The following is a 24,696-nucleotide window of genomic DNA, read 5'->3' on the forward strand; positions in this document are numbered from 1 at the left end:
CCCTCCACCACTTCGTGGTCCCCCTCCCCCTACAGGGGAGGATAGTATGTCCGCCTCTGGCCGTTAGCTGCCCCGTCCCCTACCCCGCCGCCGCGATCACCGGCCCGAACTTGGCGGCGGTGAGGCTGGCGCCACCCACCAGCCCGCCGTCCACGTCCGCAATCGCCATCAGGTCGGCGGCGTTGTCGCCGTTCATCGATCCGCCATAGAGGATACGCATCTTTTCCGCCTCGCTGCCGATCCGGGTCGCGAGCGCCGCCCGCAAGGCAGCGTGCATAGAGGCGACCGCCTCCATCGTGGGTATACGCCCGGTGCCGATCGCCCAGATCGGTTCATAGGCGATGGCGAGCCAGTCCGCCGCCGCGCCCTCGGGCAGCGAGGCGAGCAGTTGCGCCGACACCACCGCCTCCGCGCCGCCGGCGTCGCGCACCTCCAGGCTCTCGCCCACGCACAGGATCACCTTGAGCCCGGCGGCATGGGCCGCCGCCGCCTTGGCCGCCACCTCGGCGTCGGACTCGCCCTGCGCGTCGCGCCGCTCGCTATGGCCGACGATGACCCATTGCGCACCGGCTTCCGCCAGCATCTCCGCCGACAGGCAGCCGGTATGCGCGCCGCTGGCGTTCCAGTGATTGTCCTGCCCGCCGATGAAGGCCGCACCGCGCAGGGCATCGGCGGCCATGATGAGCGTGGCAGGCAGGCACAGCCCCACCTCGACCGCGGGATGCTCGGCCGCGATCCGCCCGATCGCCTCCACCTCGTCCAGATGGGCCCTCATCCCGTTCATCTTCCAATTGCCGACCACCAGCTTGCGCCTGCTCATCGTCCGTCATTCCCCTGTTATCGTTGCTGCACCCGGTCGCGATGAACGGCCTTCCCGCATTTGTCCAGCACCAGCGGGCCAAGCCGCACTTGCCGCCGGGTCGATCCGCCCTTAAAGCGGGCCGCCATTCAATCCGCTGTACCGGACCCGTCCATGCTCTCTGTCTTCCGCCGCCTCATCCGCTCCAAATTCGGCGCCCTGATCGCCATCCTGTTCCTGGGCGTGATCGCGGCCGCCTTCATCCTGGGCGACATCAGCAGCGGCGGCTTCGGCGGCGTGACCGGCAACCGCGAGACGGTGGCGAAGGTTGGCGGCGCGCGCCTGACGCTCAGCGAAGTGCAGGACCGGGCGCAGCGCGTGTTCGAAAACGCCCGCCGTTCCGACCCGGGCCTTCAGATCAGTGCCTTCTTCGCGCAGGGCGGCGTCCAGCAGATCTACGACCAGATGGTCGGCGCCCTGACGCTGAAGGAATATGCGAAGGACCAGGGCATCCATATCTCCAAGCGCCTGGTGGATGCGCAGATCGCCCAGATCCCCGCCTTCCAGGATGCTGCCGGCAATTTCAGCCAGGACAATTTCCGCCAGTTGCTGCTGCGCGAGCGCATCACCGAGCAGGCGCTGCGTGACGACATCAGCCGGGAAATCCTGCAGAAGCAGATGATGGCGCCGCTGGGCCTGGGTGTGAAGCTGTCCGACAGCCTGGCGCTGCCCTATGCCTCGCTGCTGCTCGAAGCGCGGCAGGGCACGATCGCGGCGATCCCGGCCGTCGCCTTCCTCGACGAGAAGGACCCGACCGACGCCCAGCTGGCCGACTATTACAAGCGCAACGCCGATCGCTTCACCATCCCGGAACAGCGCAAGATCCGCTACGCTGTGATCGACGGCGAGCGCTTCGCCCAGGCCGCACAGCCGACGGATGCGGAGATCGCGGCCTATTACAATCAGAACAAGGCCGCTTACGCCGCCAAGCAGACCCGCAGCTTCGAACAGCTGATCCTGCCGACCCAGGCCGCCGCCCAGGCGATCGCAGACCAGGTGAAGGGCGGCAAGTCGCTCGCCGCCGCCGCGCAGGGTGCCGGGCTGTCGGCATCGACGCTGACCGAGCAAAGCAAGCAGGCGCTGGCCGGCGCGACCTCCGCCGCCATTGCCGACGCCGCCTTCGCCGCGAAGCAGGGCGAACTGGTCGGGCCGCAGCGCGGCACGCTCGGCTGGGTGATCCTGCGCGTCACTGGCATCCAGGAGACGCCCGCCCGCGCGCTGGCCGCCGTGCGCGGCGAAATCGTCACCACCCTGCGCGCGCAGAAGGAAAAGCAGCTGCTGACCGACTTCACCGGCAAGATCGAGGACCAGATCGCCGATGGCGGCAGCTTCGAGGAAGTCGTGAAGGACAATGGCCTGGCGCTGGAGGTGACGCCGCCGCTGCTCGCCGCCGGCCGCCAGGTCGAGAATGTCGCCTACCAGCCGACGGCGGACGTGAAGGCGCTGCTCGCGCCCGTCTTCGCCATGAGCCAGGACGACGACGCACAGCTGGTCCCGATCGTCGCCGACAAGCGCTATGCGATCGCCGCGCCGGCCGAGATCATCGCCGCGGCCCCGCCCCCGCTCTCCAAGGTCAAGGCCGCGGTGGTGGCTCAGTACAAGCTCAACCAGGGCAATCTGAAGGCCAAGGCGCTCGCCGAACAGATCCAGGCGAAGGTCGCCAAGGGCACCAAGATGGCCGATGCGATCGCCGCCGCCGGCGTGAAGCTGCCCGCGCCGCAGGTGCTGGGTGGCCGCCGCGCCGACATCCTGCGTTCCGGCCAGCGCCCGCCCGCCGAGGTCGCCATGCTGTTCCAGATGGCCGCCAACAGCGTGAAGACGCTGCCGATCGGCAACGACCGGGGCTATTTCGTGGTGCAGCTGAACGCCATCAAGCGCGGCGATGCCGGCGGCGACAAGGCGCTGCTCGAACAGGTCCGCACCCAGCTCGGCGAGGTCGTCGGCCAGGAATATGGCCAGCAGTTCGAGCGCGCCGTCGAGAAGGAACTGAACGTCAAGCGCACGGCCGATGCCGCCGCCCGCGTGCAGGGGGCGCTGACCGCCGCCAACGGCAGCGGCCAATAAGATGGGCGACGCGACGGGGAGAGACGGCGTCGACAGCGCGCGCGCGGCCCTGGCGGCCGGCGAATCGGCGCTGGTCTGGCGCCGGCAGATCGCCGACACCGACACGCCGATCTCCGCCGCGCTCAAGCTGTTCGAGCCCGATCGCGGCGACTTCCTGCTGGAATCGGTGGAGGGCGGCGCGGTCCGCGGCCGCTACAGCCTGATCGGCCTTGCCCCCGACCTTGTCTTCCGCGCCGAGGGCACGACAGCGCAGATCAACCGCCAATGGGCGAGCGACCGTGAAGCTTTCCAGCCTGCTGGCACGGGCGCGCTCGACGCGCTGCGCGACCTGGTCGCCGAATGCCGCGCGCCGCTCGATCCCGCCCTGCCCCCGGCCCTCGCCTGCCTGGTCGGCTATTTCGGCTATGAGACGGTGGGGCTGGTGGAAAAGCTGCCCCGTCCCGCGCCCAACCCCATCGACCTGCCCGACATGCTGTTCGTGCGGCCCACGGTCATCCTGGTGTTCGACCGGCTGGCCGACGCGCTTTACCTCGTCGCGCCGGTGTGGAAAGGAAGCTTCGCCGATCCCGACAAGGCCATCGCCGCCGCGCTCGACCGCATCGACGCCGCCGCCGCCCGTCTTGCAGCGCCGATTCCGGCCCTGCCCGCTCCGGCTGAGATCGCCGATGTGGAGGTGACCCCGGTGCTGGCGCCCGGCCGCTATGGCGAGATGGTGAGCAAGGCGAAGGACTATATCGTCGCGGGCGACATCTTCCAGGTCGTGCTGGCGCAGCGCTTCACCAGCCCCTTCACCCTGCCGCCGATCGCGCTCTACCGCGCGCTGCGGCGGATCAATCCCTCGCCCTTCCTCTATTATCTGGACCTGCCCGGCTTCGCGCTGATCGGTTCGAGCCCCGAGATCCTGGTTCGCGCCCGCGATGGCGAGGTAACGATCCGCCCGATCGCCGGCACGCGTCCGCGCGGCAAGACGGCGGTCGAGGACGCCGCCAATCGCGAAAGCCTGCTGGCCGATCCCAAGGAGCGGGCCGAGCATCTGATGCTGCTCGACCTCGGCCGCAACGATGTCGGCCGCGTCGCCGCCGCCGGGACGGTCACAGTGACGGACAGCTATACCGTCGAATTCTACAGCCACGTCATGCACATCGTATCGAACGTGGTGGGCCGCCTGGCACCGGGCAAGGATGCGCTCGACGCCCTGTTCGCCGGCTTCCCCGCCGGCACCGTATCGGGCGCGCCCAAGGTCCGCGCTTGCGAGATCATCGCCGAGCTGGAGCCCGAGACGCGCGGCGCCTATGCCGGCGGGGTGGGTTATTTCGGGCCGGACGGCAATATGGACAGCTGCATCGTGCTGCGTACCGCGGTGCTGAAGGACGGGACCATGCACGTTCAGGCTGGCGCGGGCATCGTCGCCGACAGCGACCCCGCCTATGAGCAACGCGAATGCGAGGCGAAGAGCGGCGCCCTGCTCGCCGCCGCGCGCGAGGCCGTCGCCATCGCCCGGGGCTCAGGCTTCGGCCAATAGGCTGGGCGCGATCGCCGCCATCGCACGGGCGATGAACGAGTCCTTCTCTCCCACCGGCGCGACATAGTGCAGCGCCTCCCGCGCTGCACCCTGCCCGGCGAGCCGGGCGATCACCCAGGCGGCGAGATAGGGCGAGGCCAGGCACCCGCCTGCCGTCGCGACATTGCCATGCGCGACGAAGGGCGCGTCGATCACTTCCACCCCCGCCTCGATCACCCAGGGCTTGCTCGTCAGGTCCGTGCAGGCCGGAAGCCCGCCGATCAGCCCCAGCCGCGCCAGCAGCAGCGTGCCCGAGCATTGTGCTCCAATCAGTTGCCGTGCAGGATCGAGCGCGATCCGCGCCAGCATCGCCGGGTCCGCCGCCACCTCCCGCGTGCGGATGCCGCTGCCGATCAGGACCGCATCGGCCTCGCGCGCGAACTCCAGCGGGTTCTGCCGCTGCACGACCACGCCGTTCATCGACCGCACCTCCGGCGTGGGCGCGGCGATGTGCGCTTCCCAGCCACGGCTGCGCAGGCGGTTGAGGATGCCGGCAGCGACGAAGCTATCCAGCTCGTTGAAGCCGTCGAAGGTCAGGATCGCGATCTGCATGGGGCAGGCTTAGGAAATCGTCCGCCGCTGCGGCAGAGCCGCTTCGCCTCCGGCGGCCTGCCCGCAGAAGGATCTGCGGCCTAGCGGCAGGCCCGCCCGCCCATCGCGCCCCGCTCCGCCTGGTCGAGGTGCAGGTGGTCGCGATGCGCGGCGTTGTAGTCCGGCGAGAGCACGGTGGAAAACAGCCGGCACGCGCCGTCCCGCGCCTCGTGCAGGAAAGCCGCATCCTTGCCATCCCCCTTCCAGTCGCCGACGATGCTGATCCGGCGCCCGTCCGCCAGCACGAAGGCGGCGATGTCGATCGCGTCGGCGGTTGCGTGCTCGCTGAAATCCCCGCTGCTGCGCCCGTACATGCGGCGGCAGCTGTAGGAGCCGAAATGCTCGACCCGCTTCACCGGCTGGCCGAATATCCGCTGCGCGGCGGGCTGCACCACCTGCCATTCCCACAGCTTGAAGGCAGCGGCGACGGGGCAGGACGGCGCGACGGAAGCGGGAGACAGGGCGATAGCGCCTGCCCCGCTCTCCAGCCGCACGGCGTCGGAATAGGCGCAATGCCGTTCCCCGCCGGGCTTCATCACGACATAGGCGACGCCCGCCTGGTCCAGCAGAGCACGGCACTGGGAGGGCTCCCCGGTAAGCGCCGCCAGCTTGCGCCCGGTAAACAGTCCGATCGGTTCCGCCAGATCCAGCTCCGTCCAGGGCAGATCCTGCGGCCTCTGCCTGAGGACCGCATAGGAGATGAAGATCAGTGCGGCCAGTACCGCAAGGACCAGCGAACGACGGAGCAGGATGTGAAGGCGGCGCATGGCCTAACCACGCGAAACGGTGGCAATCGGTTCCGAACAGACGGGATAGCCCAGATGGGTCGGGATGCAGAGATGCGGCCGGCCGTCGCGCTGCTCGATCCATGGGCGAACCGCCTCCACCGGGGTCGACGCGGCATGGGCCGCCAGTTCGTCGAAACTGTTAAAGCCCGCCAGCCGTTCGAGATTACGGCGGGTAGGAAAGATGATGCGCCCTTCCCCCGCGTCGCAGCGCGCGATCGTGTCGGCCGCGCTGTACCAGAACAGCCGCACGGCCTCCGCTCCATCAGCGCTTGCCTCCTGCCCTTCGGGCATGCGCGCCAAATAGAAGCGGGTATCGTAGATCCGCTGCACCCGCTCTGCGTCGGCGGGGTGCCAGCGCGCGAAGGGAACCAGCTCGTCCAGCGCCAGCCCCAGGCCATGGCGCTCCAGCAGCATGCCCATGCTCTCTCCGGTCGACAGCGATGCCCGCAGGGACAGAGGCTGCGCGGCGTCCGTCAGGCCCTGGAGACCGATGCCCAACCCGCTCTCTTCCAGCGTCTCACGGATGGCGGCCACCCGAGCCGCAGCATCGTCTAGCGCCAGCTGTCCGGCGAAGCGTTCGGCCAGGGTCCAGTCCCCCTCTTCCACCGCACCGCCGGGAAAAACGAGCGCCCCCGCCGCGAACGCCATGGTCGCTGCACGCTCCATCATCAGGATATCGGGTGCCAGTCCAGGTCGATCCCGCACAACCACCACGGTCGCGGCCGGGCGGCCCGCGTCGCTCGCTTGCGTCATCGCCCCTTCCTAGGGGCAATCGCACGGCGGGCAACTGTAAAATCCGGAATGTTGGTGGAGCCGAGGGGGATCGAACCCCTGACCTCGTCATTGCGAACGACGCGCTCTCCCAGCTGAGCTACGGCCCCAACGGAGCGCTGCCTATAGGCGAGCGATTTGCGGCTGGCAACGCCCCCGATGTAATTTTTTGCGCGCTCCCAACGGGCCGGCCGCGGCGGAATCCGCGAGCGGCAAGATGGGGCACAGGCCGGATGTTACCCCTGCGAAACGCCCGGAACGATGGGCTCGATCACTCATTGGTGTGCTGACGGCGCCATTGCCGCGCCGCCGATGAAACGGATCAAGGAGAGTGACTATGGGTTACCAAGGCGGACGCCGCTACGGTGGCGATGATCGTTACTACGGCGATTGGGACCGCGGATCGGGCCGCAGCCGCGCGTCGCGGGACTGGCGCGACGACCGCGGCTACCGCTACGGCACGCGCGGGCAGTTCGGCGGTGGCGATTATCGCCGGGGACCGGACGGCTATGACCCGGAGGACCGCGGGTTCTTCGACCGCGCCGGCGACGAGATCCGCAGCTGGTTCGGCGATGAGGAGGCCGAACGTCGCCGCGAATATGACGAATATTACGATCGCCCCTATGGCGACCCGCGCGATCAGTCGAGCCGTATCGGATTCGCCTCCGCCGGCGGCAGGGGCTATCTGCCTGGGCGCGGCTATGCGCCCTACACGGGCGAACGCAGCGGCTTCGGCAGCGAGGATCATGGCAATCGCGTCCGCGCCTATGGACCGCAGCAGGATTATGGGGCGCACCATGACAGCAATTACCATGCATGGCGTCAGCAGCGGATCGACGAACTGGACCGCGACTATGCCGAGTATCAGCGCGAAAATCGCGACCGCTTCAACAGCGAGTTCGGCAGTTGGCGTACCCGCCGGAGCGAGCAGCGCCAGGCGATCCAGCAGGTGCGGGAGCATATGGAGGTGGTCGGCAGCGACGGCGAGCATGTCGGCACCGTCGACATGCTGCGCGGCGACCGCATCATCCTGACGAAAAGCGATGAAGATGCAGGGGGTGTGCACCACTCCATCCCGTCGAGCTGGATCAAGTCGGTCGATGCGACAAGGGTGACGCTGGAAAGGACGGCCGCCCAGGCGCAGGACGCCTGGCGCACGGAGCGAGAGCAGAGCGCGCTGTTTGGCGACCGGGACGAGGACCGCGACGGCTGGGCCGGCCAGGGCTATGCGAGCAGCAGCAGTTCGAGCTACGACAATCGGCGTCGCTGAACGCACGGCTTAAATGATGGAGAGGCCCGGCAGCAATGCCGGGCCTTTTCCATGTCCGCTTGCCTTCCTCCACCCAGCGACCCTAGTGCAGCGCATCCCTATGCCGAGTACGCCATGCCCACCATCCTGCTGCTGATCGCTTCCAACCTGTTCATGACCATCGCCTGGTACTGGCACCTGAAGGGCGGGATGGGAAAACCGATCCTGCTGGTCATCCTGATCAGCTGGGGCATCGCCCTGTTCGAATATTGCCTGGCGGTGCCTGCGAACCGGATAGGCTATGCCCATGGCTGGAGTGCGGGGCAGCTCAAGGTGGCGCAGGAGGCGATCGCGCTCGTGGTGTTCGGCGGCTTCATGGTGACGGTGCTGGGCGAGCCGCTGCACTGGCGCCATCTCGCGGCCTTCGCCTGCATCCTGGCGGCCGTGGGCTTCCTGTTCGTCGGACGAAGCTGAGGCCGCCTCAGGGGAGCAGAAGGCTCGAATCCCCGTAGCTGTAGAAGCGGTAGCCCTGGGCAATCGCATGGGCATAGGCTGCGTGCATCCGCTCCAGCCCCATCAGCGCCGATACCAGCATGAACAGCGTCGATTTGGGCAGATGGAAATTCGTCATCAGCCCGTCCACCGCGCGGAACCGATAGCCCGGCGTGATGAAGATACGCGTTTCGTCGGCGAAAGGCCGGATGATGCCGCTTTCGTCCGCCGCGCTTTCAAGCAAGCGGAGCGAGGTTGTGCCAACCGCGATCAACCGGCCGCCTGAAGCGCGAACGGCGTTGAGGCGATCGGCGGTGGCCGCGTCGATGCGGCCCCATTCGGCATGCATCCTGTGATCATCGGTATCATCCGCCTTCACCGGCAGGAAGGTGCCGGCTCCGACATGCAGGGTCAGCGTTTCCGATCCGATGCCGGCAGCTACCAGACGGGCCATCAGTTCCGGCGTGAAATGGAGGGCGGCGGTGGGCGCGGCGACCGCGCCGTCCTCCCGCGCGAACATGGTCTGATAATCGCTGCGGTCGCGCTCATCGGTGGGGCGCTTGCTGGCGATATAGGGGGGCAGCGGCATCCGGCCGGCCCGTTCCAGAAGCAGCTCGACCGGCTCGTCGCCCTCGAAATCCAGCGTCACACAGCCGTCCTCGTCCCGGGGCCCGGCGATGGCGGTGACATCAGCACCGAAATCGATCCGGTCCCCTTCCCGCACCCGCTTCGCGTTGCGCAGGAAGGCCTGCCACTGGCGCAGCCCCAGCCGCTTGTGCAGCGTCGCGCCGATCCGCGCCTCGCCCCGCATCCCTTCCAGCTGCGCGGGAATGACCCGAGTATCGTTGAAGACCAGCACGTCCCCCCGCCGGAGCAGCGACGGCAGGTCGCGCACCGTCCGGTCCTGGAACGGCCGGTCGCCGTCCACCAGAAGCATCCGCGCCGAATCGCGCGGCGACGCCGGTCGAAGGGCTATGCGATCAGGCGGCAGGTCGAAATCGAACAGGTCTATGCGCATGGCAACGGCCGCGGCGCGGCGCTTACTGGGCCGGCGGCGTCGACGGGGCGGACGGCAGGATCGACGGCGCGGGCGGCGCGGACGGGCCGGGAACAGGCGCCGTCACTGGCGGCTTGCCATCGCTCTCGATCGAAGCCTGGAGGATCGTCGTCGGGTTGGCCGGAGGCTCGCCCGTGGCGATGGCATCGACATATTGCATGCCTTCGATAACGCGCCCGAAGACGGTGTATTTCTTGTCGAGTTGCATGCGCGGCAGCAGAACGATGAAGAACTGGCTGTTGGCGCTGTCCTCGCTCTGCGCGCGGGCCATGGAAACGGCACCGCGCACATGGGGCAGCCAGTTGAATTCCGCCTTGAGGTCAGGCAGCTGCGACCCGCCCGTGCCGTCGCCCTTCGGGTCGCCGCCCTGCGCCATGAAGCCGGGGATGACGCGGTGGAACTTCAGGCCGTTGTAGAAGCCCTGCCGGGTCAGCTCCTTGATCCGCTCGACATGGCCCGGCGCGACATCGGGACGCAGCTGGATGCGAACACGGCCGCCGCTCGACAGGTCAAGATCCCAGATGTTCTGCGGGTCGGCGGGCACGGTGGCCGGCGGCAGCTGCGGCGTCAGCTGCGTTCCCAGCTGCTTGGCGTTCTGCTCGGCGCGCATAGCGGCCTCCGCCTTCTTCATCTCCTCGGCATTGTTGCCGCCGCCACCGCCGCCCTGGGCCAGCGCGGCACCGATCGAGGCATAAGCCGCCAGGCCGATCGCGACGGTCTTGAGCGCTGAACGCAAACGCATGAATCCCTAATCCCTATATCCGCCGGTAAAGGCCACGCAGCCCTGATAGCGCGCTCTCTAGGATGTGCAACTGAACGCAGCCTGAGCGCGTCAGACGGCGCCCTTGCGCCCCAGCGCAGCCACTCGCGCCTCCACCTCTTCGCGGACCGTGGGGCCGACGAACTTGTGGATCGGCCCGCCGTAGAGCGCGATTTCCTTGACCAGGCGCGACGCGATCGGCTGCAGCGACACGTCGGCCATCAGGAAAACGGTTTCGACCCGGCTGTTGATCTGCTGGTTCATGCCCGCCATCTGATATTCATATTCGAAGTCAGCAACGGCGCGCAGGCCGCGGATGATGACGCTGGCGCCCTGCGACTCGGCGAAGTCCATCAGCAGCGAGTTGAAGCCCGTGACGACGATCTCCGTATCGATCCCGGCGCATTCGCGGCGCACCATCTCCAGCCGCTCCTCGTCGGAGAACATCGGCGACTTGGCGATATTGGTGGTGACGCCTATGACCAGCTTGTCGACCAGCTTCGCGCCCCGGCGGATGATGTCCATGTGCCCCAGGGTGATGGGGTCGAACGTGCCGGGATAGACGCCAACGCGCTGCTTGCTCATCGTCTATCGATCCCTTTCCACGATATAGTCGGCGATCGCGCGCAGCAGATCGGCCTCCGCGCCGAAGCCGTGCAGATGCGCCTTGGACTGCGCCACCAACAGCGCCGCCTGCTCCCGGGCGCGATCCACGCCCAGCAGGGAAACGAAGGTTTCCTTTCCCGCGGCCATGTCCTTGCCCAGCGCCTTGCCCGCCAGCACCGGATCGCCTTCCACGTCGAGCAGGTCGTCCGCGATCTGGAAGGCAAGGCCGATATCGCGGGCATAGCCGTGCAGGCCCCGCCGTCCTTCCGGCGCCAGCCGCGCCACGATGGCCGCAGCGTCGATGCAGAAGCTGATCAGCGCCCCGGTCTTGAGCGTCTGGAGCCGGGTGACGGTTGCAAGGTCGAAGCGCGCGTTTTCCGCTTCCAGATCCATCATCTGGCCCCCTGCCATGCCCGCAGGACCGCTGGCGCGCGCGAGCGCCGTCACCAGTTCCACCCGCACGAAGGGATCGGGATGGGTCTCCTCGTTCGCCAGAATCTCGAACGCCAGATCGTGCAGGCAGTCGCCCGCCAGGATCGCGGTAGCCTCGTCGAAAGCCTTGTGCGTCGTGAGCTTGCCGCGCCGCATATCGTCATCATCCATCGCCGGCAGGTCGTCATGCACCAGCGAGTAGACGTGGATGCATTCCACCGCGAGCCCCACCCGGAGCGCACAGTCGCGCGAGATGTTGAACAGGTCGCATGTCGCCTGCACCAGCAGCGGACGCAACCGCTTCCCACCGCCGATGGCCGCGTAGCGCATCGCTTCATAGAGCCGCCTTCGCGGATCGTCGGGCAGCGGCAGAAGCCTGTCGAACGCCTTGTCGATCTCTGCCGCGACGGCGCTTGCACGCGCCTTTACCAGCGCCCCCGCGCCCCCGGCCATGACATCAGTCCGCGCCGAAGGGCTGGGCGCCGGTGACGGCGCCGCTCTGGTCCAGGGTGAGCTTCTGGATGCGCGCCTCGGCGGCCTGGAGCCTTTCCATGCACTGGCGGCGCAACGCTTCGCCTTGGGCATAAAGCGAAATGGATTCGTCGAGCGGCACGTCTCCGCTTTCCAGCCGCCGGACGATCGTTTCCAGCGCGCGCAGAGCGTCCTCGAACGACATCTGCGTCAAATCCTGCTGCGGTATGGTGCTGTCCTCGGCCATGCGCCTGCATTGACCCTGGCCGGGCGAACGGTCAAGCGGCTTGTCGTGCCCGCCCGCCTGTTCTTTTCGTGCCCGTTACGGAAAAAGCGATTTTGGCCATCGTCACCATAGTGTCATGACGCCGTTGCACTCGGCTGGCGGAATTTGCGCAGTTTTGCGTTGACGCATATTGTTGCGAGTGCACATAAAGGATCGCTATGAAACAGTATCTCCCCCTCGCTGCCATTGCAGCCCTCGGCCTGCTTTCGGCCTGCAACAACAACGACCAGCCCGAAGTCGTCGGCGGTCCCGCCGATCCGATGGCAGAGCAGCTCAAGAACGCCGCGCCGGTCGAGCTCCCCCCCTCGGTCAAGGTCAGCCGCCAGTATCGCTGCAAGGACAACAGCCTGCTGTTCGTCGACTTCATGAGCGACGACAAGACGGCGATCGTGCGCACTACGAAGGAAGGTTCGCCGACCAAGCTGACCGCGCCCGAGGCCGGCCAGCCGTTCAAGGCCGACGGTGGCTACGAAGTCAGCGGCAGCGGCACCGAAGTCACCGCCGCCTTTGCCGGCAAGGCTGCGCAGAGCTGCCACGTCTGATCCTGGGCTACTTTAATTCCCATGGCATGGCCGGTCCCGCCGGGACCGGCCATTTTTGTTGGGGAGCAGCGCCTGCCAGGAGAGCCCTTGCCCTTCCCTGCTCGCCAGGAAGCCGGCGGCCTGCCTACTTTTCCGGCTGAACCAGCCTCAGCGGCCTCTCGCCGAGCGGCACGCCCGTATGCCGGTCGATCACGACAGGATCGATCGGCAGACCCGTTTCGACATCCTCCACGCGGCTCATCGGCAGTCCGCCGCCGCAATGGCGCGCCGACCAGCCGGCGAGCGCATGGAGGATCGGCAGAAAGTCTCGCCCCGCCTGCGTGAGCACATATTCGTCCCGCGGCGGTCGCTCGCAATAGCGCCGCTTTTCCAGCAAGCCATCCCGCGTCAGCGCACGCAACCGCCGCGTCAGGATGTTGGGCGCCACGCCCAAGCTGAGGCGAAACTGCTCGAATCGAGTCATTCCCCGCCCCGCATCCCGCAAGATCATCAGGCTCCATATGTCCCCTGCCCGAGCGGCCGCGCGACCGATGGGGCATTGCCCGGAAAAATATTCTTCGTTGTCCATTGCACAAAGATAGCGACTCACTATTTTTTTGCAAGTGACTCGATGAACGGGTCTTTGAAAGCGGAGAAGCAAGATGAAGAACGCAACTGCAGAGGGGACCGCCCTCATCACCGGCGCATCGAGCGGAATCGGCGCGACCTATGCCGATCGGCTGGCCGAGCGCGGATATGACCTGGTTCTGGTAGCGCGCGACGCGACGCGCATGGAAGCGCTGGCGCAGCGGCTGGCGGCCGACCATGGCGTGAAGGTGGACGTGCTGCCCGCCGATCTCACCGATCGCGCCCAACTCGACAGCGTGATCGCCCGGCTGGAAAGCGACGCGTCGATCTCACTTCTCGTCAACAACGCCGGCATGTCGCTGCACGGCGGGCTGCTGGACAATGACACGGCAGCGATTGACCGCATCCTGTCTCTCAACATCACCGCGCCCTCGCTGCTCGCGCGGGCAGCCGGCAACGCCTTTGCGGCACGCGGCGCGGGCGCCATCGTCAACATCGCCTCGGTGCTCGCGCTGGCGCCAGAGATGTTCGACGGCGTCTACAGCGGCACCAAGGCCTATCTGTTGAACCTGTCCCTGTCGCTGGCGAACCAGCTGCGCGACCGTGGCGTCCATGTCCAGGCGGTGCTGCCCGGCGCAACCCGCACCGAGATCTGGGAGCGCTCAGGCAAAGATGTCGACGCCTTTCCCGATGGTTTCGTGATGGAGGTTGGCGACTTGGTCGATGCCGCTCTGGTGGGTTTCGACCGGCAGGAGGGAGTCACCATTCCGCCGCTCGCTGACGAGGCGCTCTATCTGGCCTATGATGCGGCGCGGGTCGCGCTGCACCCGCATTTGTCGCGCAATCAGGTCGCCGACCGTTATCTGGAGCCCATCTCCGCCTGACCACGCGATGCGCCGCTTCGTCCTTCGGCGGAGCGGCGACGCGCAACATGGTTGTGCCCTTCGCGCCACCCGTCTAAAGGCGCGCTCATGTCGAGCAGCGCCCCCCAGATCACCCCGGAAACCGTCGCCGAACACGGCCTCTCCCCGGAAGAATATGACCGCGTCCTCAAGGCCCTGGGGCGCGAGCCCAACCTGACGGAACTCGGCATCTTCTCGGTCATGTGGTCAGAGCATTGCAGCTACAAGTCGAGCCGCATCCACCTGAAAAAGCTGCCCACCACCGGCCCGCAGGTCATCTGCGGCCCGGGCGAAAATGCGGGCGTAGTCGACATCGGCGACGGTCAGGCAGCGATCTTCAAGATGGAGAGCCACAACCACCCGAGCTACATCGAACCCTATCAGGGTGCGGCGACCGGCGTGGGCGGCATCCTGCGCGACGTGTTCACCATGGGCGCGCGCCCTGTGGCGAACATGAACGCGCTGCGCTTCGGCCGCCCCGACCATCCGAAGATGAAGCACCTCATCAGCGGCGTGGTGCATGGCATCGGCGGCTATGGCAATTGCGTTGGGGTGCCGACGGTGGGCGGAGAAGTGAACTTCCACCCCGCCTATGACGGCAACATCCTGGTCAACGCGATGACCGTAGGCGTCGCGGACACCGACAAGATCTTCTATTCGGCGGCCTCAGGCGTCGGCAATCCGATCGTCTATGTGGGATCCAAGACCGGACGCGACGGCATCCACGGCGCGACGATGGCGAGCGCGGATTTCGGCGAGGATTCGGAGGAAAAGCGCCCCACCGTTCAGGTCGGCGATCCCTTCACCGAGAAGCTGCTGATCGAGGCCTGCCTCGAACTCATGGCCTCGGACGCGATCGTCGCGATCCAGGATATGGGCGCCGCGGGCCTTACTTCTTCCAGCGTCGAGATGGCGTCGAAGGGCGGCGTCGGCATCCGGCTCGACATGGACAAGGTTCCGCAGCGCGAGGCCGGCATGACCGCCTATGAGATGATGCTCTCGGAAAGCCAGGAGCGCATGCTGATGGTGCTCCAGCCGGGCAAGGAAGCCTTTGCCGAGGCGATCTTCCGCAAGTGGGAACTGGACTTCGCGGTGATCGGCGAGGTGACCGATACCGGCCGCATGGTGCTGGTCCACAAGGGGGAGACGGTGTGCGACATCCCGCTCGCGCCGCTGGCGGACGACGCGCCGCTCTATGACCGGCCGGCGTTGCCGCGCGAGGACTATAAGGCATGGGCAGCCGTCAAGCCGCTGGGCGAGCTGCCGGAAAGCGCCGACATCGGCGCCGACCTGCTGGCGCTGATGGGATCGCCCGACATCGCCAGCCGCCGCTGGATCTGGGAACAGTACGACCATATGGTTGGCGCCGACACGGTGCAGCGCCCCGGCGGCGATGCGGCAGTGGTGCGCGTGCACGGGACGCAGAAGGGCATCGCGATCAGCACCGATTGCACACCGCGCTACTGCTATGCCGATCCCTATGAGGGCGGCAAGCAGGCGATTGCCGAATGCTATCGCAATCTGAGCGCCGTCGGCGCGACCCCGCTCGCCGTCACCAACTGCCTCAACTTCGCCAACCCGCAGCGGCCGGAGATCATGGCGCAGCTGACCGGCTGCCTGGAGGGCATGGGCGACGCCTGCCGGGCACTGGACTTCCCGATCGTAAGCGGCAACGTCTCGCTCTACAATGAATCCAAGGCGACCGGCGGCGGCTCCGCCATCCTGCCCACGCCCGCGATCGGCGGCATCGGGCTGCTCCCGAACATCGACATCATGGCGACGGTGGCGTTCAAGGCCGAAGCGGAGGACATCGTCCTGATCGGCGACACCGCCGGCCATCTGGGCCAGTCGATCTGGCTGCGCGAGATTCACGGCCGCGAAGACGGCGACGCTCCGGCGGTCGATCTGGCCGGCGAGCGGCAGGCCGCTGAACTGGTCCGCGCGCTGGTGGCGGCGGGCGAAGTCACCGCCGTGCACGACATATCCGACGGCGGCCTGCTCGTGACGGTCGCCGAAATGGCGCTCGCCGGCAGGATCGGCGCCACCATTGCACCTGACTGGGCAAGCGAGACGCCGCTGAGCGCCCAGATGTTCGGCGAGGACCAGGGCCGTTATGTCGTGACCGGCCATGCCGAAACCATCCTGGCCCGGGCCGAGGCCGCCGGCGTCCCGGCAACCCGCATCGGCGCCACCGGCGGCGATGCCGTGGCAGTGGGCGACGCGGAGGAGAATATCGGCTGGGCCACGCTGCACGATTTGCGGGCGGCGCATGAAGGCTTCTTCCCGAAGCTGATGGACGCGGAGCTGTAGCCAACTCGCGCACCGGCGGGACAAACGCCCCGAAATCTGGCATGATCGCCCCCGGACGACAGGGGAGATGCAGGTAATGCGCGATAGGATCATCCAGGCGGCGTTGATCGCAGGGACGCTCGACATCCTTTCCGCCTTCCTGTTCGCCGGGATGGCGGACATGGGGCCCGTCGCCGTGCTGCAGTTCGTGGCGAGCGGCCCCTTCGGCGACGGCGCGAAGGGTGATCCCGCCTGGTTCTGGGCAACCATAGGCCTGGCCGTACATTTCGCGATCATGGCCTGCATGGCGGCCGCCTACATGGCCGTGGCGCGACAGGTGCCCGCGCTGCGGCAGCATTCGATAGCCGCCGGCCTGTTCTACGGCCTGCTGCTCTGGCTGGTCATGTACTGGATCATCCAGCCGCTACGCTGGCCGGAACTCTGGCTACCCGACATCTATGCCGGCCGCACCTTTGGCCGGATCGCCTGGGGCGTCGGCAACCAGATCTTCTCGCACTGCATCCTGGTCGGCCTGCCGATCGCCTGGATCGCGGCGCGCCACCCCGGTCAGACGCGCGCATGACCGCCGGCTATTCCGGCACACCGCTGGCGAAGAAGCTATCGCTCAAGCCGGGCCAGCGCGCCTGGTGGGACGGCATACCCGGAAGCGTGGCGAAGGAGATCGGCGACAGCGGCGTCGTGCTCCTGCCGCTGCCGGAGCCGCCGATCGATGCCGGCCATATCTTCGTTACCCACCGCGCGGACATGGAGGCGAAGATCGTCATGCTTCGGCCGCTGCTGGCGCCGACGGGCTTCCTGTGGGTTAGCTGGCCCAAAAAGGCGTCGAAAGTGCAAACCGACATCAGCGAGGATGTCATCCGCGCGACGATCCTGCCCACGACCGACCTGGTCGACGTCAAGGTCTGCGCCGTCGATGCGGTCTGGTCGGGGCTGAAGCTGATGATTCGCAAGGCGGCACGTCAAGCGCCCAGCGTCACCCGACCGAACAGGATCTGATAGGCGTCATTGCCTCCGACCGCCTCGAAACTCGCCATCACCCGGCGCAGGTTACTCGGACTCAGCGGGCTACGCCCCTCGCCCGGCACGACCGCCCCGATTCCCTTGAGATGGGCGAGCAAGCCCCACGCGCCCGCGCACTCCAGCGCCAGCGTCTCGCCGAAGGCGAAGGCATCGCCGTATCCCGCCAGTATAGCGAGAAGATCGTCCAGTGTCGGATAGACGGGCACGCCCGCCGAGAATCCGCAGGCTTCATGCGCCGCCCGCCACCGCGCGAAGCTGTCGCGCCCCATGGTCGAGAAGATCAGGCTTCCGCCCGGCCGCAACAGCCCGACCAGGCGCCCGATCGCGCCTTCCAGATCGTCGAACCACTGGAAGGTCAGGCTGGACAGGATCAGGTCGAACCATGCGCCGGCAAAGGCCGGCACCTCGCCGTCCATGGCCAGGAAGGTGCCCGCCACCCGGCCATCGGAGGATGCCTTCGCCAGCATAGCGGGAGAAATATCCGTTACCACCAGTTCCGCACCCGGCCAGCGCGCAGGGATGTCACGCGTCAGGAAGCCGGTGCCGCAGCCGATCTCCAATATCCGGGTCACCCCGTCCGGCTTCTGCCGCTGCGCCAGATCGGCGACCATCCGCGCCGCCAGCCGCTGCGGCCCGGCATGATCGTCATAGCGGTCGGCCGCCGCGCCGAAGGCGTCGCTTATCCGTTGCTTGCGGCGGCTGTTCATGGCTAGGCCCATTGGCAGAGCGCCTGCCGCTTGACCAGATGGATCGAGGACCCCGCCTTATCATGATCGCCGCCGCGTCGCCCCGCATCCCCGCCATGGACGTGCTGCGCGGCTGTGCCGTCATGGGCATCCTCTGGATGAACATCACCGCATTTGCGCTACCGCAAATGGCCTATTTCAACCCCGCCGTAGCCGGGACGCCGCAGACGGGCGACATCCTGTTCTGGCTGTCGAGCTTCCTCTTCTTCGACGGCAAGATGCGGGGGCTCTTCGCGATGCTGTTCGGCGCTTCGATGCTGCTGCTGATCGACCGGGAGGAGATGGCGGGGCGCAGCGGCCGGCGTGCGCAGGTGGTCCGCAGCGCCTGGCTGTTTCTGATCGGCCTCGCCCATCATGTCCTCCTCTGGTGGGGCGACATCCTGATGCTCTATGCCATTGTCGGCCTCGCCGCGCTGCTGTTCGTCCGGCAGGAACCGACGGCGCTGGTCAAGATGGCCTTCCTCCTCTTCCTGCTGCATTTCCTGCTGTGCGCCGCCTTCATCGGTAGCCTTTACGCCTGGTCGCATGCCGCGGCCGCTCCGGGGGCGGATGCCGCGCTGCGCGACGGGTTCCAGGCGTTCATCGCGCCGCTCTCCGGCCCCGGCAGCGGCGCCACACAAATGGAGATCGCCACCTATCGCGGCGACATCGGCGGTATCATCGCGTATCATCTTGCCGGCTTTCCCGGCGAATGGTTCTGGAGCTTTTCCTTCACCGCGCTCGAAGCGCTGGGCTTCATGCTGCTGGGCATGGCGATGCTGAAGGGCGGGTTCCTGATCGGCCGCTGGGACGCGGAGCAATATCGCCGCACCGCGCGCCACTGCTTCCTGATCGGTTTGCCACCGATGGCCGCGCTAGCCGCCTGGGTCGTCCTGGGGGGCTTCGCGCCGCTGCCGGCCTTCGGTAGCGCACTGGCCTGGTCGTTCCCGTTCCGAATTCCCCTCTCTGTCGGCTGGGCCGCGCTGATCCTCTGGCTGCTTTCCCGCCATGCACAGCGGCCCATCGTCGACCGGATCGCCGCGGCCGGCCGGATGGCGCTCAGCAACTATCTGGGCACCAGTCTCCTCATGACCGCGATCTTCTACGGCTGGGGGCTTGGCCTTTTCGCCCAGGTGCGGCCGGCGCTGTTGCTGCCATTCGTCCTTGGCGCATGGGCGATCATGCTGCTGTGGTCACCGCTGTGGCTCGCGCACTTCCGCATGGGGCCGATGGAATGGGTCTGGCGCAGCTTCATGCACCTTAAACCGCAAAAGATTCGCAAAAACAATTGAGAGCTATTGCGACCTGTTATCAGTTACGCTATCTCCCGTGGCGAGGAGAGCTTCATGGTTGTCTGCGTCTGCAATGCGATAAGGGAACGAGACCTGAAGGACGCGGTGCGCAACGGCGCCGATACGCCCTGCAGCGCCTATGCCCGGTTCGGGCGCCGCCCCAAATGTGGACAGTGCGTTCCTTTCGCCCGCAGCATCATCGCCGCCGAGCGCGCCTCCGTCTGACGATTGCAAATCAAACGCGACAAGCGATCGCGAACATTTCGCAATAACTTAAAATAATGACCGGATTCGCAAGGATTTTTTCCTTAACATCGATCGATCCGGCCGTATAATGCCCGGCATTCCACCAATAGCCGGAGCATAGGCCATGAAGGGCGATCCCAAGGTCATCGATTATCTCAACGAAGTGCTCAAGAACGAGCTCACCGCGATCAACCAATATTTCCTGCATTATCGCATGCTCAACCACTGGGGCATCAAGAAGCTCGCCAAGTTCGAATATGACGAGTCGATTGACGAGATGAAGCATGCCGACAAGGTGGCGGAGCGCATTCTGTTTCTTGACGGCCTGCCCAATTTTCAACTGCTCGGCCGGCTGAAGATCGGCGAGACGGTGGAGGAAATCCTGAAGGCCGACCTGGACCTGGAATATGAAGCGCTGCCCGCGCTGAAGGACGGCATAGCCTATTGCGAGACGGTGCGGGACTATGTGAGCCGCGACCTGCTCCAATATATCCTCGAAAGCGAGGAAGAGCATATCGACACGCTGGAAACCCAGTTCGAAATGATCGAGCGCATGGGCGTCCAGAACTATATCCAGCTTCAGAGCGAGCCGGCCGAGGGCTGAGCCTGCCGCGGGCCGGCATCCGGCGCCGGCCCCCTTCCCGCTAGATCAGCGCATCCAGCAATCCGATCAGCGGCAGGTCCGCCGGCGGCATGTCCAGCGCATACATCTGCGCGGGCCGGACCCATTTGAGCGCGGTCGCATGCCGCGCCTCGGGAATCCCTTCCCACTTGCGGCAGACATAGAGCAGCAGAAGCAGGTGCCGCTCGCCCAGCGCCTCGCTGGCGAAGGTCGCGGGCGCGAGGCAGCTCGCATGGGTGCGAATCCCCAGTTCCTCCTCCAGCTCGCGAATCAGCGCCAACTCAGGCGTTTCGCCCGGTTCGATCTTGCCGCCTGGAAACTCCCACAATCCGGCCATCGGCTTCCCGGGCGGGCGCTGCTGCAACAGCACGCGCCCGTCGGGATCGATCAGCGCGACGGCGACAACCAGCAAGGGAGAAAAACTGTGCATATCGGTCCGAAGAAAGGGCTTTGTTAACTGCGGCTCTTTTACAGGTCTTGCGGGGACTGTCTTTAGCGAACTGGGGATCCGATGCGCGTGCTGCTCGACATCTTGGCCAGATGCGGCCTCCTGCGGTGCGAGCGGGGCGCCACCGCGGTCGAATATGCCCTTATCATCGCCATGATCGTGCTCGCCATGGTCGCTGCGCTGACGAGCGTCGCCAACAAGACCACCGGAATGTGGAACAACGTCTCGAACGAGGTTCTCGCCCATTAACCATGAAAATCTGACAGTGCGGATGCGCGGTTAAGTCTTTTTCAACCGGGCCAGATTAATCCGGTGCTCGCTGACCTTAGACATCCAAGCGGGGCGGCCGGGTAGTAGAATGTTAGTCAAGGAGACATCACATGCAGTTCATCCGTAAGATGCTGAAGAACAACAAGGGCGCGACCGCCATCGAATACGGGCTGATCGCGGCCCTGATCGCCGTCGCCGCCATCAGCGCGATGACCAGCCTGGGCACCAAGCTGGGCAGCACCTTCAACAACGTTGGTGGCAACCTGAAGTAATCGCCCGCGAGGGACGAATGGAAGGGCGACGGACGCAAGTCTGCCGCCCTTTTCTTTTGGCGCACCGAAGCCGGGCAATCCTACCAGCTTACGACCTTCACCTTCTGCCCCGGCCGCAGGACTGACTGTTGCGACAGGGCATTGATGGTCAGGAAACGATCCAGCTGATTATCGGTATAGGCCATCTGACGGGCCAGCGACTGAACGGTGTCGCCCCCCTTTACAGTCACCACCCGAACGCGGCGCGGCTTGATGGCGGCGGCCTCCTGGGCCGACAGCCGCTGCACCGACTGCACCATCGGCGTGAAGGGGCCGATGCCGCTCCCCGCCGGCGTCAGCAGCAGGAAATGATAGGCCCGTCCACCGCCGAAATCATAGGCGAAGACGGTCGCATCCACCTGTTGCGACTGGGTGCTGGCGCGCACCGTCCGCCAGGCAGCCGGCAGGCCGTTGACGGTGGTGCGGTTGATCTGTCCCTCCGGAACCCGACCGCCCTCGCCGGCCAGTCCCGCCAGTACCGAATCGACATAGGCGGAGAGGTCGCCGGCATAACGGGCGGCGCCGAACTGCGCCTGTCCGCCCGATCCGGTGACGGACACGGCGTCGGTGCCGTTTTCCATCCCGAAGCCGTTTGGCGCGGTGAAGGTCAGCCGCAGATCCGGGTGGCGGAAGCGGTTGCCCTCGATCACGCCCTGCTTGGGGTCATCGCCATAGAGTACCCCGTCCAGCGCCGCCAGGAAGGCTTCGCGATTGCGCACCGTGCTGGTCGCGCGAGTCGCCGTCGCCTGCCGGGCTGCGCGGGTCACGCGCGATGCCGGGTCGGGGTGCGTACTCGCCCATTCGGGCATGGATCGCGCGCTCCCCGCAACCCTGGCGTCGAGGCTGCTCTGGGCCGCCAACGAGGCGAGCATGTCCGACAGCGCCCGCGGGTCATAGCCGCCTGAGGCCAGATAGCGGATGCCGAGATCGTCAGCCTCATATTCCTGGGTGCGGGAGAATTTGAGCGTCAGCAGCTGAGTGCCGGTGCCGATGCCCTTCTGAAGCAGTCCGGCAAAGCCCGAATCGCCGAGCAGCGCGCCGGTCAGCACCTGCAGCAGTGCGCCGCCGATCGCGTTGCGCTGCGCGGCCTGCTGCCGCCGCTGCCCGTGCTGGGCAGCGACATGGCCGACCTCATGGCCCAGCACGCCGGCCAGTTCCGCCTCGTCATTCATCAGGGCCATCAACTGGCGCGTGACATAGACATAGCCGCCTGGAATGGCGAAGGCATTGTTCACAGGCGAATTGAGCAAGGTGACGGTGAAGTCGCTCTGCGCGTTGGACAGGCCCGACTGCACGGCTATCCGCCGCCCCACCCCTTCGACATAGCGGGCCTGGGACCCGGCATAGGCGCCCCCAAACTCCGCAAGCAGTTCAGGATGCTGCTTCGCTCCAGCAGCCTTGTCCTGCGCGCTGATCGAAGAAACCGTGCGAATCGCGCGTTGCTGCCCTAGCACGGAAGGCGCGGCAGCCAGGGTCATCAACGCCGCGCCTACGCCAGACAGGAAAATCGCTCGCCTCATCCTTCCTCCCCAAAGCATTGCTGTTACCGTACCGTAACGAGCTCCGGAAGAATCCGTTCCCTTCAGGCGCCGATGGCCAGGAACTTGTCGGCGCGCCCCTGCCGCAGGGCGTCCGGGCTGAGGCCCGCGAGCGAATCAAGTTCCTCGCCGATCGCTGCGCCCAGGCTGGCAATCGCCTGCACCGGCTCACGATGGGCACCGCCCACCGGTTCGGGCACGATCCGGTCGATGACGCCCAGGCTCTTGAGATGCTGCGCTGTCACCTGCATGGCCGTGGCCGCCTCGCTCGCCTTGTCAGCGGTGCGCCACAGGATGGAGGCGCAGCCTTCGGGCGAGATCACGGAATAAACCGCATGCTCGAACATCAGCACGCGGTTTGCGGCCGCGAGCGCCACCGCGCCGCCCGACCCGCCTTCTCCGACGACCGCAGCCACCATCGGGACGCCCAGCGCCAGGCATTGCTCGGTCGATCGTGCGATCGCCTCGGCCTGGCCGCGCTCCTCGGCCTGCACGCCGGGAAAGGCGCCGGATGTGTCGACCAGCGTCACCACCGGCAGGCCGAAGCGGTCGGCAAGCTGCATCAGGCGGATCGCCTTGCGATAGCCTTCGGGCTTGGCCATGCCGAAATTGTGGCGAACACGGCTCGCCGTGTCGTCCCCCTTCTCATGGCCGATCACCACCACGCGCCGGTCGTCCAGCGTTGCGAAGCCTCCGAGGATCGCCTGGTCGTCAGCAAAGGCGCGGTCGCCCGCCAGCGGCATGAAATTGTCGAACATTCCCGCCACATAATCGCGGAAGTGCGGCCTCTCGGGATGGCGCGCCACCTGCGTCTTCTGCCACGGCGTCAGCTTCGCATAGCTGTCCGCCAGCATCTTCGCCGCGCGCTTTTCCAGCGTGTCGATTTCTCCGCTGATGTCGATATCGCCGGCATTGGCTGTCTGCCGCAGTTCGATGATGCGGGCTTCCAGCTCGGCGATTGGCTTTTCGAATTCCAGAAAGCTGACCATGGCGCCGCGTTACGGTGCCGACGCGTCGCCGTCAACGCGCCGATGCGCCATGCCGACCAGCGGGTGGCGGCTGTTCACCAGCTCAACCAGCCGCCGCGAATCGACATGGGTGTAGATTTGCGTCGTGCCGATATCCGCATGGCCCAGCATCGACTGGAGCGCCCGCAGGTCTGCCCCGCCTTCCAGCAGATGAGTGGCGAACGCATGGCGCAGGACGTGCGGGCTGACCTTTTCCGGGGCGATCCCTGCTGCGGCAGCCAGCGCTTTGACGATCTGGTAGAGCCGTATCCGGCTGAGATGGCTCCTGCCCGAGGGGAAGAGCCAGATGCTCTCTGCCGGCACATGCGGCATCCAGGCGGCGATCGCGGCCCGCGCCCGGTCGGATATGGGCACCAGCCGCTCGCGCGCGCCCTTGCCCTTGAGGATCAGGAACGGCCGGTCGGCATTGAGCGCCCGTCGCGGCAGCGACACCAACTCGGTCGCGCGCAATCCCGATCCGTAGAGCAGTTCGATCAGCGCGGCGAGCCGCAGGTCCATCGGCGCGGGATGCTCGACCTCCAGCCGCTCGGCAATCAGCGTGAACAGCCGTTCCACCTCCTGTGTCGAGAGGATCTTGGGCAGGGGCCTGCGCGTCACCGGCCGGACGAGCGCAGCGGAAGGATTATCGGGACGAAGCCCCTCCTCCTCCAGAAAGCCGAAAAAAGCCCGGAGCGCCGAAAGCTTGCGCGCCACGGAAGAAGCCGCGAGCGTCGCCCAACCGTCGGACAGCCGCTCCAGCGCCTTGGCATCGGCAGAGGCCAGCCCCCCGGCCAATGCCGCCGCGCCCTCCAGGTCAGCACGATAGGCGAGCAGCGTGTTGCGCGACGCCCCGCGCTCCGCCGCCATCATCTCCAGGAAGCGGTCGATGAGGGCGGCGTCCTCACTCAT

General features: G+C 66.7%; 29 protein-coding genes and 1 tRNA gene. 14 read left to right on the forward strand and 16 right to left on the reverse strand.

Going from position 1 to position 24,696, the window contains the following annotated elements:
• Positions 1 to 79: 79 nt before the first annotated feature.
• Positions 80 to 820, reverse strand: coding sequence for a triose-phosphate isomerase (gene tpiA / locus M529_RS35730; protein WP_021318045.1), 741 nt, complete (start codon positions 818 to 820; stop codon positions 80 to 82).
• Positions 821 to 973: 153 nt separating this feature from the next.
• Between tpiA and M529_RS35735 the strand changes: the two genes are divergently transcribed.
• Both M529_RS35735 and trpE read left to right on the forward strand, forming a co-directional pair.
• Positions 974 to 2,923, forward strand: coding sequence for a peptidylprolyl isomerase (locus M529_RS35735; RefSeq protein ID WP_021318046.1), 1,950 nt, complete (start codon positions 974 to 976; stop codon positions 2,921 to 2,923).
• Position 2,924: 1 nt separating this feature from the next.
• Positions 2,925 to 4,445, forward strand: coding sequence for an anthranilate synthase component I (gene trpE / locus M529_RS35740; protein WP_021318047.1), 1,521 nt, complete (start codon positions 2,925 to 2,927; stop codon positions 4,443 to 4,445).
• On the opposite strand, the gene M529_RS35745 is transcribed toward trpE, so the two are convergent.
• From M529_RS35745 to M529_RS35760, 4 genes are all read right to left on the reverse strand, one after another.
• On the reverse strand, positions 4,428 to 5,036 hold the full coding sequence (locus M529_RS35745) for a DJ-1/PfpI family protein (protein WP_021318048.1): 609 nt from the start codon (positions 5,034 to 5,036) through the stop codon (positions 4,428 to 4,430). The two genes, trpE and M529_RS35745, sit on opposite strands and share 18 nt — an antisense overlap.
• 80 nt (positions 5,037 to 5,116) lie before the next feature.
• Entirely contained in the window at positions 5,117 to 5,842 is a 726-nt protein-coding gene (locus M529_RS35750) for an extensin-like domain-containing protein (protein ID WP_021318049.1), read from the reverse strand.
• Between the two features lie 3 nt (positions 5,843 to 5,845).
• Positions 5,846 to 6,616 carry an NUDIX hydrolase gene (locus tag M529_RS35755; RefSeq protein ID WP_021318050.1) on the reverse strand — a complete coding sequence of 257 codons (771 nt, stop codon included), beginning with the start codon at positions 6,614 to 6,616 and terminating at the stop codon, positions 5,846 to 5,848.
• A gap of 52 nt (positions 6,617 to 6,668) precedes the next feature.
• Positions 6,669 to 6,744: transfer RNA gene (locus tag M529_RS35760), tRNA-Ala, on the reverse strand.
• 227 nt (positions 6,745 to 6,971) lie between these two features.
• Here M529_RS35760 and M529_RS35765 point away from each other — a divergent pair.
• Complete coding sequence (locus M529_RS35765) at positions 6,972 to 7,904, forward strand: DUF2171 domain-containing protein (RefSeq protein WP_021318051.1); 933 nt, start codon at positions 6,972 to 6,974, stop codon at positions 7,902 to 7,904.
• Between the two features lie 114 nt (positions 7,905 to 8,018).
• Positions 8,019 to 8,357 (forward strand): DMT family protein, encoded by a 339-nt coding sequence (locus M529_RS35770; protein ID WP_021318052.1) that lies wholly within the window; start codon positions 8,019 to 8,021, stop codon positions 8,355 to 8,357.
• Positions 8,358 to 8,364: 7 nt separating this feature from the next.
• Here the strand turns inward: M529_RS35770 and queA are convergent, their stop codons facing one another.
• The 5 genes from queA to M529_RS35795 all read right to left on the reverse strand — a co-directional run bounded on the left by queA (position 8,365) and on the right by M529_RS35795 (position 11,948).
• Entirely contained in the window at positions 8,365 to 9,393 is a 1,029-nt protein-coding gene (gene queA / locus M529_RS35775) for a tRNA preQ1(34) S-adenosylmethionine ribosyltransferase-isomerase QueA (RefSeq protein ID WP_021318053.1), read from the reverse strand.
• Between the two features lie 22 nt (positions 9,394 to 9,415).
• Positions 9,416 to 10,174 carry a peptidylprolyl isomerase gene (locus M529_RS35780; protein WP_021318054.1) on the reverse strand — a complete coding sequence of 253 codons (759 nt, stop codon included), beginning with the start codon at positions 10,172 to 10,174 and terminating at the stop codon, positions 9,416 to 9,418.
• A gap of 90 nt (positions 10,175 to 10,264) precedes the next feature.
• Positions 10,265 to 10,777, reverse strand: a complete 513-nt coding sequence (coaD, locus tag M529_RS35785; RefSeq protein ID WP_021318055.1) for a pantetheine-phosphate adenylyltransferase — start codon at positions 10,775 to 10,777, stop codon at positions 10,265 to 10,267.
• 3 nt (positions 10,778 to 10,780) lie between these two features.
• Entirely contained in the window at positions 10,781 to 11,683 is a 903-nt protein-coding gene (locus M529_RS35790; protein WP_021318056.1) for a polyprenyl synthetase family protein, read from the reverse strand.
• A 4-nt stretch (positions 11,684 to 11,687) separates the two neighbouring features.
• Positions 11,688 to 11,948 carry an exodeoxyribonuclease VII small subunit gene (locus M529_RS35795; RefSeq protein WP_021318057.1) on the reverse strand — a complete coding sequence of 87 codons (261 nt, stop codon included), beginning with the start codon at positions 11,946 to 11,948 and terminating at the stop codon, positions 11,688 to 11,690.
• Between the two features lie 197 nt (positions 11,949 to 12,145).
• Here M529_RS35795 and M529_RS35800 point away from each other — a divergent pair, with 197 nt between their 5' ends.
• Positions 12,146 to 12,529 carry a hypothetical protein gene (locus M529_RS35800; RefSeq protein WP_021318058.1) on the forward strand — a complete coding sequence of 128 codons (384 nt, stop codon included), beginning with the start codon at positions 12,146 to 12,148 and terminating at the stop codon, positions 12,527 to 12,529.
• A gap of 124 nt (positions 12,530 to 12,653) precedes the next feature.
• Here the strand turns inward: M529_RS35800 and M529_RS35805 are convergent, their stop codons facing one another.
• Positions 12,654 to 13,205: a winged helix-turn-helix transcriptional regulator gene (locus M529_RS35805; RefSeq protein ID WP_330217779.1), complete on the reverse strand. Its 552-nt coding sequence runs from the start codon at positions 13,203 to 13,205 to the stop codon at positions 12,654 to 12,656.
• Between M529_RS35805 and M529_RS35810 the strand changes: the two genes are divergently transcribed.
• The 4 genes from M529_RS35810 (at position 13,171) to M529_RS35825 (ending at position 17,304) form a co-directional block, all read left to right on the forward strand.
• Positions 13,171 to 13,980 (forward strand): SDR family NAD(P)-dependent oxidoreductase, encoded by an 810-nt coding sequence (locus M529_RS35810; RefSeq protein WP_021318060.1) that lies wholly within the window; start codon positions 13,171 to 13,173, stop codon positions 13,978 to 13,980. The genes M529_RS35805 and M529_RS35810 overlap by 35 nt on opposite strands.
• 87 nt (positions 13,981 to 14,067) lie before the next feature.
• Positions 14,068 to 16,308: a phosphoribosylformylglycinamidine synthase subunit PurL gene (gene purL, locus M529_RS35815; RefSeq protein ID WP_021318061.1), complete on the forward strand. Its 2,241-nt coding sequence runs from the start codon at positions 14,068 to 14,070 to the stop codon at positions 16,306 to 16,308.
• Between the two features lie 76 nt (positions 16,309 to 16,384).
• Positions 16,385 to 16,870, forward strand: coding sequence for a hypothetical protein (locus tag M529_RS35820; RefSeq protein ID WP_021318062.1), 486 nt, complete (start codon positions 16,385 to 16,387; stop codon positions 16,868 to 16,870).
• Positions 16,867 to 17,304: a hypothetical protein gene (locus M529_RS35825; protein WP_021318063.1), complete on the forward strand. Its 438-nt coding sequence runs from the start codon at positions 16,867 to 16,869 to the stop codon at positions 17,302 to 17,304. Before M529_RS35820 ends, M529_RS35825 begins: the two co-directional genes overlap by 4 nt.
• Here M529_RS35825 and M529_RS35830 read toward each other — a convergent pair.
• Entirely contained in the window at positions 17,268 to 18,035 is a 768-nt protein-coding gene (locus M529_RS35830; RefSeq protein ID WP_021318064.1) for a methyltransferase domain-containing protein, read from the reverse strand. The genes M529_RS35825 and M529_RS35830 overlap by 37 nt on opposite strands.
• 65 nt (positions 18,036 to 18,100) lie before the next feature.
• Between M529_RS35830 and M529_RS35835 the strand changes: the two genes are divergently transcribed.
• The 3 genes from M529_RS35835 (at position 18,101) to bfr (ending at position 20,195) form a co-directional block, all read left to right on the forward strand.
• Positions 18,101 to 19,345 (forward strand): DUF418 domain-containing protein, encoded by a 1,245-nt coding sequence (locus tag M529_RS35835; protein ID WP_040600756.1) that lies wholly within the window; start codon positions 18,101 to 18,103, stop codon positions 19,343 to 19,345.
• 54 nt (positions 19,346 to 19,399) lie between these two features.
• Positions 19,400 to 19,570 carry a (2Fe-2S)-binding protein gene (locus M529_RS35840; RefSeq protein ID WP_021318066.1) on the forward strand — a complete coding sequence of 57 codons (171 nt, stop codon included), beginning with the start codon at positions 19,400 to 19,402 and terminating at the stop codon, positions 19,568 to 19,570.
• A gap of 145 nt (positions 19,571 to 19,715) precedes the next feature.
• Positions 19,716 to 20,195: a bacterioferritin gene (gene bfr / locus M529_RS35845; RefSeq protein ID WP_021318067.1), complete on the forward strand. Its 480-nt coding sequence runs from the start codon at positions 19,716 to 19,718 to the stop codon at positions 20,193 to 20,195.
• A 40-nt stretch (positions 20,196 to 20,235) separates the two neighbouring features.
• Here the strand turns inward: bfr and M529_RS35850 are convergent, their stop codons facing one another.
• On the reverse strand, positions 20,236 to 20,643 hold the full coding sequence (locus M529_RS35850) for a (deoxy)nucleoside triphosphate pyrophosphohydrolase (RefSeq protein WP_021318068.1): 408 nt from the start codon (positions 20,641 to 20,643) through the stop codon (positions 20,236 to 20,238).
• 81 nt (positions 20,644 to 20,724) lie between these two features.
• Here M529_RS35850 and M529_RS35855 point away from each other — a divergent pair, with 81 nt between their 5' ends.
• On the forward strand, positions 20,725 to 20,910 hold the full coding sequence (locus M529_RS35855) for a Flp family type IVb pilin (protein ID WP_021318069.1): 186 nt from the start codon (positions 20,725 to 20,727) through the stop codon (positions 20,908 to 20,910).
• Positions 20,911 to 21,041: 131 nt separating this feature from the next.
• Positions 21,042 to 21,203, forward strand: coding sequence for a Flp family type IVb pilin (locus M529_RS35860; protein ID WP_021318070.1), 162 nt, complete (start codon positions 21,042 to 21,044; stop codon positions 21,201 to 21,203).
• Positions 21,204 to 21,283: 80 nt separating this feature from the next.
• Here the strand turns inward: M529_RS35860 and M529_RS35865 are convergent, their stop codons facing one another.
• The 3 genes from M529_RS35865 to M529_RS35875 all read right to left on the reverse strand — a co-directional run bounded on the left by M529_RS35865 (position 21,284) and on the right by M529_RS35875 (position 24,696).
• Positions 21,284 to 22,762, reverse strand: coding sequence for a M48 family metalloprotease (locus tag M529_RS35865; RefSeq protein WP_031294985.1), 1,479 nt, complete (start codon positions 22,760 to 22,762; stop codon positions 21,284 to 21,286).
• Positions 22,763 to 22,824: 62 nt separating this feature from the next.
• Complete coding sequence (locus M529_RS35870) at positions 22,825 to 23,769, reverse strand: acetyl-CoA carboxylase carboxyltransferase subunit alpha (RefSeq protein WP_021318072.1); 945 nt, start codon at positions 23,767 to 23,769, stop codon at positions 22,825 to 22,827.
• A 9-nt stretch (positions 23,770 to 23,778) separates the two neighbouring features.
• Positions 23,779 to 24,696, reverse strand: coding sequence for a tyrosine recombinase (locus M529_RS35875; protein WP_021318073.1), 918 nt, complete (start codon positions 24,694 to 24,696; stop codon positions 23,779 to 23,781).

This window comes from Sphingobium ummariense RL-3, assembly GCF_000447205.1.
GTDB classification, from domain to species: domain Bacteria; phylum Pseudomonadota; class Alphaproteobacteria; order Sphingomonadales; family Sphingomonadaceae; genus Sphingobium; species Sphingobium ummariense.